7 protein-coding genes and 1 riboswitch are annotated in these 7,988 nt (G+C 68.2%); of the genes, 2 read left to right on the forward strand and 5 right to left on the reverse strand.

The window, feature by feature from the left end; translation table 11 throughout:
• Positions 1 to 831: methionine ABC transporter ATP-binding protein (locus tag RWX45_RS10840; protein WP_410050715.1), on the reverse strand; the 831-nt coding region annotated here is incomplete at its 3' end.
• Positions 825 to 915: riboswitch (SAM riboswitch) on the reverse strand. Its footprint overlaps the gene before it by 7 nt.
• A gap of 204 nt (positions 916 to 1,119) precedes the next feature.
• On the opposite strand from RWX45_RS10840, the gene RWX45_RS10845 reads away from it, so the two are divergent.
• Positions 1,120 to 2,358 (forward strand): alpha/beta hydrolase, encoded by a 1,239-nt coding sequence (locus RWX45_RS10845; RefSeq protein ID WP_316023735.1) that lies wholly within the window; start codon positions 1,120 to 1,122, stop codon positions 2,356 to 2,358.
• Positions 2,359 to 3,103: 745 nt separating this feature from the next.
• Here the strand turns inward: RWX45_RS10845 and RWX45_RS10850 are convergent.
• From RWX45_RS10850 to RWX45_RS10865, 4 genes are all read right to left on the reverse strand, one after another.
• Positions 3,104 to 3,664 carry a low molecular weight protein-tyrosine-phosphatase gene (locus RWX45_RS10850; RefSeq protein ID WP_316023740.1) on the reverse strand — a complete coding sequence of 187 codons (561 nt, stop codon included), beginning with the start codon at positions 3,662 to 3,664 and terminating at the stop codon, positions 3,104 to 3,106.
• A 199-nt stretch (positions 3,665 to 3,863) separates the two neighbouring features.
• Complete coding sequence (locus tag RWX45_RS10855) at positions 3,864 to 4,766, reverse strand: hypothetical protein (RefSeq protein WP_316023736.1); 903 nt, start codon at positions 4,764 to 4,766, stop codon at positions 3,864 to 3,866.
• A gap of 147 nt (positions 4,767 to 4,913) precedes the next feature.
• Positions 4,914 to 6,110, reverse strand: a complete 1,197-nt coding sequence (locus RWX45_RS10860; protein WP_316023737.1) for a Fic family protein — start codon at positions 6,108 to 6,110, stop codon at positions 4,914 to 4,916.
• A 218-nt stretch (positions 6,111 to 6,328) separates the two neighbouring features.
• Positions 6,329 to 7,351: a LacI family DNA-binding transcriptional regulator gene (locus tag RWX45_RS10865; protein WP_316023738.1), complete on the reverse strand. Its 1,023-nt coding sequence runs from the start codon at positions 7,349 to 7,351 to the stop codon at positions 6,329 to 6,331.
• Between the two features lie 310 nt (positions 7,352 to 7,661).
• Between RWX45_RS10865 and RWX45_RS10870 the strand changes: the two genes are divergently transcribed.
• The coding region (locus RWX45_RS10870) for a sugar-binding domain-containing protein (protein ID WP_410050716.1) at positions 7,662 to 7,988 on the forward strand (327 nt) is incomplete at its 3' end.

Here is a 7,988-nt window from a genome sequence, read left to right on the forward strand (position 1 = left end):
GGCCAGAGCGTTCTCGGGGACCTCCGGGGCGGGGACCAGCTCGTGCGACAGGCGGGAGTCGACGTCGGACACTATCGACTCAATGGGGCCGGATTCGATGACGCGGCCGGCCTCCAGCAGGCTGACGGAGTCGCAGATCTGGCGGACGACGCTCATCTCATGGGTGATGATGACGACGGTGACACCGAGTCGGTCGCGCACGTCCCGGATGAGCCCGAGGATCTGACGGGTCGTCTCCGGGTCAAGGGCGCTGGTGGGCTCGTCGCACAGGAGGACCGGGGGCTGATCCGCGAGCGCTCGGGCAATACCCACGCGCTGCTGCTGGCCACCGGAGAGCTGGGAGGGGTAGGAGGAGCCGCGATCGGCGAGCCCGACGAGTTCGAGCATCCGGGAGACCGTCTCGTGCCGCTGCCCTTTGGGAACCCCGGCGAGGGCCAGCGGATAGGCGATGTTCTGGGCGGTGGTGCGCGAGTCGAGGAGGTTGGCGTGTTGGAAGACCATGCCGATGGCACGGCGGGCCTCACGCAGGTCACGGGAGGACAGGGAGGTCATGTCCTGCCCGGCGACGCGGACCTCCCCATAGGTGGGGCGCTCCAGGCTGGTCAGGCAGCGCACAAGCGTGGATTTGCCGGCGCCGGAGGTGCCGACGATGCCGTGAATGGAGCCGGCGCGCACATCCAGGGTCACGCCGTCGAGGGCTCGCACGAGGTTGCCGTCGGGCAGTTTGTAGACCTTATGCACGTCCCGCAGGGAGATCATGGGCTCGGCCGCCTCGGCGGTAGTGGCCCCGTCCCCCGCGGGTACAGGTGATTGCGTCACGTGGTCCTCCATCGGTCCTGGCGGTAGCACCCGCACCGTGAACGGGGGTTGCTGCAACGTCGATGAGCCAGGTCTCTCAGTTGCTCTGGATGGTTGGCGCCTACGTTAAGCGGACGACTGCGACCATGGCAAGCAGGTAGGTCAAAACGACGCATGCATCACTACCTCGGCGAGCCCTACCGCCGTTCGCGGCATGCCACGCAGGACCACCTGCGCGTGTAGGAGCATCCCGGTATCGGTAGCACGCACCGATGCCGCGCCTGCGCGACCAGTCGCCGTCGTCCGTGACAGGATGCGGTCATGGCACCCAAGACCGCTACGACGCCGGAGCCGCAGTCAGCTCCGCTCAGCCATCCCTCGCCTTCCGCAGCCGCGTCGGTTCCCGACCCGCAGCAGGACCCGGCAGTGCCCGCCCTGAGCACCGACATCCTGGGCGAGCCCTGGGTCGCGCGTACCCTCCCGGTGACCGACTCGCCCGCTGCTGCGGGGGCCGACCATGCGGTGCTGGTGCATCAGCGTGGCGCCGTGCCCGACGCGGGTCCGGACGGCGTTGGGGTGCCCCGGCATGCGCGCGCCGTCCTGTATCTGCACGGGCGCAACGACTACTTCTTCCAGACGTGGCTGGCCGACGCCTTCCTCGCCGCCGGCTACGAGTTCTACGCACTGGATCTGCGTGCCTGCGGCCGGGCGGGGGTGGGTTACCGCTCACCGCACGACGTGCGCGACTTGCGGGTGCATGACGAGGAGATTGGCGAGGCGCTGCGCATTATTCGCCAAGAGCACGGGCATTCGCAGGTGGTGCTCAATGGACACTCCACCGGCGGTCTGCAGGCCGTGATCTGGGCTGCAGACCATCCCGGCTCGGTGGAGGCCGTCACGCTCAATTCCCCGTGGCTGCAGCTGAACTCCTCGGGGCTGGTGCGCTCCTACGGCTCGGCGTTCGTCGACCTGATCTCCCGGCGCGACCCCGACCGCATCATTGACAACCCCGCAGAAGTCAGGGCGCTGGAGCCGGCCGGGAATGCTTCACCCGAGTCGTCCGAGTCGCACACTGAAAGCGTGCCGACGGGTTCTCCGCAGGGGCTCGGTGCCGAGGCCGCCACCGTCCCCGTGAACACGGACCCGGGCCCCATCGAGGTGGACATCTACGCTCGTACCCTGCACCGCCGCTGGGGCGGCGAGTGGGACTGGGATCTGTCATTGAAGCCCTCGCCGTCGTTCCCCGTGCGCGCGGGCTTCCTGGCGGGGATCCGCCGCCTGCAGCGGGAGGTACACCACGGTTTGGGCATTAAGGTGCCGGTCCTGGTGTGCTGCTCGACGGCGTCGGGCGGGCCGGGTATCTCGCGCGAGGAGGCGCTGCGCTGCGACACGGTGCTGTCGGTAGAGCAGATCGTCGAGCGGTCCCGGTTCCTGGGCGACGACGTCACCGTGGTGCAGATCCCCGGCGGCGTGCACGACCTGGTGCTGTCCCCCAAGCCGGCGCGCGAGGAGTACCTGTCCACCGTGACCGGATGGTTGGCGGAGCGACTCGGCGACTGATGCCCCCGGCTCCTGCATGATCGATTGCGGGGTATGGGCAGGCAGTTCCGCTGCGGTTCGGGTCGGTTCGAAGGCGCCGGGACAGGGCCGTGCCCGCGCCCCTCCTCTCACCGAGACCGGCACTAATAACATGCCCAAACCGGCACTTGTAACGTGCCGAAACCGGCACTAATGACGGGGCAGCTGTCCGGGTGCCTGTGGCAGGTGCGCTGACCGGATGGGGTCTCGTCTCGGAGGATATGGGGCGGGTGGCGTAGTGACCCTTCGGGCAGAAACACGCGCGCGGCACAGGTGCAGTCGCTACCGCGGGAGGCGAGGGCGTCCGGGGTGGGATAGACGACGGGCAAAGCCGACGACGACGCATACGAGCTTGGTGTCACGCACACGACTTGGCGTCATACACACGAGTTACCGTCATATACACGAGTTTTGGAGATGTGCAGGTGTTAAGACAGTGCAAAACTCCAAAACTCGTGTCTTTGGAACAAACACGTGTTGATGACGCCAGGGATCGGGCACTTGGCATCGAAGAAGTCCTGGCCAACCCCGACCTGGCTCACCGTGACGTGTTTGCATCCCCCCGGATACGGGACGCCCGGTCAGCGGCGCCCAGGTCGTCGGCGTCCTGATTGGGCGGGGTGCCACCGCAGGATGGTGCGGGCCGAGGTCCTCAGCGTCGGCGCGCACCGGCCACCACAACCGCGTCGACCGGTTTCGCCACGTCATTAGTGCCGGTTTCGGCACGTTACAAGTGCCGGTTTCGGTGAGGGGCGGCCAGGGCGGGGGTGAGAGCGTCGCTGACCCGCTCAACCACGTCGAGGGTGTCCACGAAGTCGGCCATGGTTCCGTACCAAGGGTCGGGCACGTCGAGCTCGGACAAGGTCCCGGGTGTCTCTTCCGCAACACGCGGGGCAGTTGGGTCGAACTGGCGGAACATGCGGATGCGGCCCGGATCGACGTCGAGACGCGCGGCGCGCCGCTCAAGCGCACGCAGGTGCGCGGCCGTCATGGCGAGTATGAGGTCGGCCCGAGCCAGTTCGGCGTCGCTGATGCGGTGCGCCGCATGGCCGGCGATGACGGCAGCGACAGCACGGGAAGCGGCGTCGGAGCCCGTGCCGTAGCCGCGTTCGGCCAGGATCCGCAGCGCACGCGGATCCATGGGGTTGCCCGCTTCCTCATCGGAGATGCCCGCAGAGCTCACCGCGATGCCTCCGGTTCCGGTGCCCGGGACCCCGGCGGATGCCAGCCGGTCGACGAGCACGACCTCGGCCATAGCCGAGCGGCAGATATTGCCGGTGCAGACCATGACCACCCTGTAGGGCTCGTTCGGGTCGCGGGGTGCGGGCAGATGCGGTGCCGAGTCGAGCGATTCGGCAGCGGGGTCGGCAGGGGCCGGTGTGGAGCCGGGGCGTGCGGTCATGGCTGGAGCCTGGCCGAGTCCGCCCGCAGTTTTCAAGCCGAGCTGTGGGGATGCCCCGCGGAGTGGGCAACGCTCACCGACGTCGTCAGCGGGAGCGGCCCACCGGCAGGATCACCGAGCAGCCCAAGGCGAAAGGGAAGCCCGGTCGCAGCAAGCAGTCGACGACCGGCTGCGCCATGTCCATGAGGCGTTCGACCTCCAGGCCCTGCCCGCCTTCTGCACCCGGGCTGCCGAGCAGCCGTTGATAGGGGACGTCCAGGTCCAGCAAAGTCATGTTGTCACTGTGGCCGGCGCGTGCCCATTCGCCGTCGGTCATGTCCAGCAGCGTGCCCAGGTGGAAGTGCATGACTTGGCGCGAGTCGACCTCGCTGGGTACGGACAGCAGGTGGTGAGCGTCGGGATCGCGCGGCGCACGCAGCGTGAACAGCAGGATCGCGCCGTCCCGTGCCGCCCGCAGCATGAGGCGGGCGATATGGATGGAGAAGGCGGTGAGGTCCAGGCCGCCGGTCTCACTCCCCATCGCCTCCTGAACTGACAGCGACGGCGACAAGCGGATGGGGGCGCCATCACCCGCATCATTAATGGCCCGGCGCCCCGACGGAGAGATGGCCCGCAGCCGCAGAATCGGCCCGGTCTCGGCGTCGGGTGCCGCTGGCAGCAGCGTGCCGGTCTCCACCCGCTCCTGCCAACCGTCGGGTGCAGTGGAGGGGCCGGGCTCGGTCTCCACATGCCCCAGGCCGAGGATGGCGGCGAAGTCGACGTCGTCAACGGGGCGGTGCCAGGTGATGTCGGTGCCGTCGTGCCACAACGGGATGATGCCGTTGAAGGGCACGCCGAAGCGGACGTGTTCGGGTGGTGGTGGAGCCACGTGTCGGCCGCGACTGCGGGAACCCGCAGCGGGCTGCCCCGCGCGCGCCTCGGACTGCGCATCATCCGAGGGACTCACTCCAGTAGGGTCCTCCTGCTTCCCCGCGAAGTACTCGCTCATGAGACCAGCCTACGAGTTCCGCGCGCGCCGTTCAGCCGGGCTGAGCGGGTGAGACGCCCCTCGCCGCGGTGTAAGTAGGCGCCCCCAAAGCCGGCATCAGCAAGAGGGGCGGCAGCTGGCAAGGCGCTCTGGCCGGCCCCAATCGTGCTATCCCTCCAACAGCACTCTGAGCGCGCGGGGAGCCATGAAGCGTCGCGGCTGATGATCCGCAGTGACGGGCGCCAGCACGCCCAGTTCCACCAGCTGCTTGACCAGCCCATTGGCTCTGCCGTAGGAGACGCCGAGTGCAGTCGCCACCTTCTTCACGGTGAAGGAGGGGTTGGCGATGGCGAAGTCCACCAGGCTCAGGGCATGGCCGGAACGCAACGTGGAGCTGCGCACCACCTCCTTGAGTTCCTCCTGCACCGCTACGAGGGCCAGCATCTGCTCACGAGTAGAATGCGCCGCTTCCTCAAGGCCGCGCGAGAAAAAGGTGAGGAAGGAGTCCCAGTCACCGTCGGTGCTCACCGCCAGCAGTGCGTCGTAGTACTCGGTACGGCGCGCCTCGAACCAGGGGGACACCGTCAGTGTCGGTTCGGACAGTACTCCCGTCGTCATGAGCGTCAGCACGATGAGATAGCGTCCCAGCCTCCCGTTCCCATCTCGGAAGGGGTGGAGCGTTTCGAACTGGTAGTGAGCCATGCCGGCCACGACCACCGGGTCAATGGCCCCCGCGTGGTTCCGCCGCAGCCAGTCCACCAGCGCAGACATCCCGCTGCGGAGTTGGTCACCCGGCGGCGACGGCACGAAGCGGCTTGCGCGAATGGGGGCCGTACCGGGAGCAACGCCATCGCGACGCCCCACCACGACCTGCGTGCTGCGAAGGTGCCCGGATTCCGGCGCCAGCGGGGTGCCGTGCATGAGCAGGCCCTGGAGGTCCTCGATGAGGTTGAGGGTGAGAGGCCGCCCTTCCTGAACCCAGGCGAAACCGAAGTCCGCCATTGCCGCGTAGTTGAGGATCTCGCGCAACTGGACAGTCGCAGGCGAGTCGTCATCGGCGGTCAGGATCTCATCGAGCGGGGCGTAGGTGCCCTCGAGCGCGGAAGTCGACTGTGCCTCCCGGCGCAGCGACGGTGTGCGCAAGAGGCGCGGATTCGGCAGTTGGCGTGCAGTCGCATCCAAAGCCGCCAGGGACCTTCCGGCCGCCGCGACGGCACGATACGTGGCGCCACTCAGCTCCGGCTCCTCATCTCTCAGGGGAGCCGGGACGAAGGCCATATGCTCCCAGTCGCCCAGGAGGGGATCGGAACCGGTGATCTTGACCAGTTCCCCCATCGCGTCGTTGCTGAACATCGCCAGGTCCACGATGTCACTCTACCGACCTTTGTGTGACATGCGGACAACCGACTTTGCACACAATGGCTACTTGTATGCAAAGCTGGCCGTCATGCGGCACGGCGAGCTGCCAGCCCGGGCGACGGGGCGCTTTCGGCAGCGCCGCCGGCAATCGCAGATGCGCTCACGTACTCCGGTAGCGGCGACGGCGATCAGTAGGACGGCGGCGTCCGCATCGGTGGGACGCGCTAGCGGGACGGCGGCGCGGTGGAGCCACGCACGACCAGCTCGGTGGGGATGATGATGCGGCGCGTGCCGTCCTGTACGCCGGAGGCAACCTGCTCCAGCACCAGGTTGACCATCTCGATGCCGGCCCGGCGGAAGTCCTGACGCACCGTCGTCAACGGCGGGAAGCTGTATTCAGCCAACGCCAGCCCGTCGAAACCCACGACGGAGACGTCGTCGGGCACGCGCCGACCGTGCTCGTGCATGGCGCGGATGAGGCCGATGGCGACCTCGTCATTGGCGCAGAAGACGGCGGTGACCTCCGAATTCTCGGCCAGGGTCTGCCCGGCGGCATAACCGGCGGCGGCGTTCCAGTCCCCGGGCACGGCCGGCGGTACCTCCCGGCCGGCCTCCTGCAGGCATGCCGCCCAGGCCCCCGAGCGGATGAGCGCCGACTGAGAGTCCGCCGGACCCGTGACGTGGTAGACGGTGCGGTGCCCGAGCCCCAGCAGGTGGCCCACCGCGGCACGCACGCCCCCGACCTGGTCCGCCGACGCCGATGGGTAGTAGCCCACGAGCGCCGAGTCGGATACCGCAACCGGCATCCCGGCGGGGAAAACCAAGTGCTCGGGCCCCGCCTTACCGGCCTGGACGACGACGAGCCCGTCCACGGCCTGGGCGGCGAGCCGATGCACGGCCGCACCCATGTCCTGCGACTGGGGGTGCTCCACCTGCACCATGGACACCGTGTAGCCGGCTTCCCAGGCCGCCTGCAACACGCCGTCGGTGGTTTGCGCCTCACCGGTGCGCAGGATCTGCTGGGTGAGCACGCCAATGGCCTTGAATGATCCGCTGCGCAGCGCCTGGGCGGCGCGGTTGGGGGCGTAGCCGAGCTGCCTCATCGCGCGCAGCACCTTCTCGCGGGTCGCCGGGCGCACATTGGGAGCCCCGCTTGAGACGCGGGAAACGGTCTGCGCAGACACGCCGGCGAGTCGGGCGACATCGTCGACCGACGGCGCTCCCCGACTACGACGTGCCCCAGCCATCTTGGCGAGCCTAGCAGCACGCTCCGACCCACCTGGCGGCTCAGCTGCCGTCCAGATAATGCTAACGTTCCCTTTTGAAGCCCGCCACTTCGCGTTCGGCTTCCACATATCGCCATAATAGCAGTCATTGTCGAGCGCTTCCGATCGGTTGAGTAATATGTTAACGTCGCCAATCAGGGGACGCAAGCGGCGCCCGTCGCCACCCCGCCCCTACCGCTTCATCGCCGGCGTCCGCACGCAATGCCGCCACGACGCCGCCCCGCAAGGCAGGCCCCCGCCAGGCCCGCCGCCAAGCACAGGAGAGTCACCGATGATCCTTCCCGGGCACCACGAAAACCTCGCCGTCCTGCACGAGAACACCCTTCCCGCACACGCCTACTACGTCCCTACCTCCACCCCCACGGACCTCTCCCCCTCACAGCGGGAGACCTCCGACCGCTTCCAACTGCTCAACGGCGACTGGGCCTTCACCTACCACCCGAGCACCTACGCCGTCCCGGAGGACTTCTGGACCCGGACCTACCCGACCGCGGACATGGACCACATCCCCGTACCCTCCAGCTGGCAGCACCTGGGCTACGACCAGCACCAGTACACGAACATCCGCTACCCGATCCCCCTAGATCCCCCCTTCGTC

This window comes from Actinomyces sp. MRS3W, assembly GCF_032465695.1.
Taxonomy (GTDB): domain Bacteria; phylum Actinomycetota; class Actinomycetes; order Actinomycetales; family Actinomycetaceae; genus Actinomyces.